The following is a 1,682-nucleotide window of genomic DNA, read 5'->3' on the forward strand; positions in this document are numbered from 1 at the left end:
GGGGGAGAACTCCTCCCTACGCATAAATGACGAGGGTTTCCGTTCTCCCCCTTACCAACCCTAATTTCTGATGATGGTTCTCCAACCTCCTCGGGACACCGCGCTGCCCTGTCCTTACAGGCAGTTGTTTTGGGAGATTATGTTACTTTTGTATAGAACTCTCGAGCTATTTTTTCTTTATGTGAGAAATTTTAGTATAAAACCTGGCGGTTGGATGGGATAAAGTGCTTTGTTTTTCTGTTATACTGAGAGTGGCCGATGTTGAGAGTTAACTTTTTTTATGGTTGAAAATTTCCGGAGTTAGAGTAGAGCGATCGTTACAGAATCAGAGTCAAGGTTTGTAGATGCGTTTAGCTATGAAATTACAGGTTTGGGCAATCTGGATGTGGGTGATGCTAGGGAGCTGGGTTGGAGTGGGTCAACAGGCGGTTTGGGGGGTGCGGGTTCCCAAAGCGGAGGGGCCACCGATTGCCACATCCGAACCGTCGCGCAATGGCACCCAAATCGCCGATCGCGATCGGGTACCGGATTGGGCCAGATTAGTGGACATGACCGATATCAATCCCTCCATCATTCTCGACATGCGCTACGCCACCGCCAACAATTTTTTAAACCGAGAGCTTTACCCGGTGGCGCGATGTGCGTTAAGGGCCAGGGTTGCTGAAAAGCTCTCGCGGGTGCAAAACGAATTGCAACAACGCGGGTTAGGATTAAAAGTATTTGATTGTTACCGACCCTTCTCCGTGACCGAGGAAATGTGGGACGTCTTGCCGGATCCGCGTTATGTTGCCAATCCGGCGTGGGGGTCTCGCCACAATCGCGGTGCTGCGGTAGATTTAACCTTAGTGGACCGGGAGGGCAGGGAACTGGAAATGCCCACCGAGTTCGATGATTTTACCGAACGAGCGGCGCGGGATTACCGAGGGCCAGGGGTGAGCGAGACGGCCCGCAGAAACAGTGAATTACTCGCAGCGGTGATGCGGAAGCATGGTTTTGTGCCCCTGGTAACGGAATGGTGGCATTTTGATGCGGCGGATTGGCGGCGCTTTTCGATTTTGGATGTTTCCTTGGAAGCGATTCCCTCGCAACGGGGGGGAAGTTATCGGTGATGTATCTGAATTATTCAACGCTCACCAACAATTCGTACTCGAAGCCGCGAAAATTGGAATCTAACTGCAAGAGATAGTCGCCGGTAGCGGGGAGGGTGCCGGTCCAGCTGTCTTTGCCGGTGTAGTGACCGCCGCCGGTCAAGTCGCGCTGACGGTTGGGATCGTTGGGGGGAAAGACGAAAGGTAAGGCTCCTTCAATGACAGTAACGGTCATGGTTTGACCTTCAGAAGCGTTGAGAATGTATTCGTGGCTGCCCCCACCGATAATCCGACCTTTAACGATCGCCCTAGTGCCATTGGGGGGAAAATTAATCCGCTTGCTGACAGAAGCGCAGGTGGTTTCCGTGAGGTTTTGAGAAATCCAGCCATCCACAGGAGTGGTAATTTTAAACCAGCCATTTTGGCGATCGCTGAGTGAGACATAGGTGCCATTGGCCAGGGTACCCACAATATTATCGGGAGCCACTTCCGGGGTAGAGCGGACATTGGTGGGGGGATTAGCTTCTCGGCGGGAAGCCCCGCGCTCTACCCGTGCTTGGTGAGCGTCGGGATGAGAGCCAGGGGAAATGGAGG

The 1,682-nt window shown here is 52.8% G+C and carries 2 protein-coding genes; one reads left to right on the forward strand and one right to left on the reverse strand.

All coding sequences use genetic code 11. From position 1 onward, the window contains the following. Nucleotides 1-356: 356 nt before the first annotated feature. Nucleotides 357-1,109 carry a M15 family metallopeptidase gene (locus tag AC0QH1_RS18950; protein ID WP_324632827.1) on the forward strand — a complete coding sequence of 251 codons (753 nt, stop codon included), beginning with the start codon at nt 357-359 and terminating at the stop codon, nt 1,107-1,109. Between the two features lie 10 nt (nt 1,110-1,119). Here the strand turns inward: AC0QH1_RS18950 and AC0QH1_RS18955 are convergent. Next, nucleotides 1,120-1,682: SH3 domain-containing protein (locus AC0QH1_RS18955; RefSeq protein ID WP_324632828.1), on the reverse strand; the 563-nt coding region annotated here is incomplete at its 5' end.

The organism is Phormidium sp. CCY1219 (assembly GCF_055795085.1).

What these genes read in the sequence shown, in the direction of transcription:
- AC0QH1_RS18950 (WP_324632827.1), top strand. Translation starts at nt 357, where the DNA reads ATGAAATTACAGGTTTGGGCAATCTGGATGTGGGTGATGCTAGGGAGC.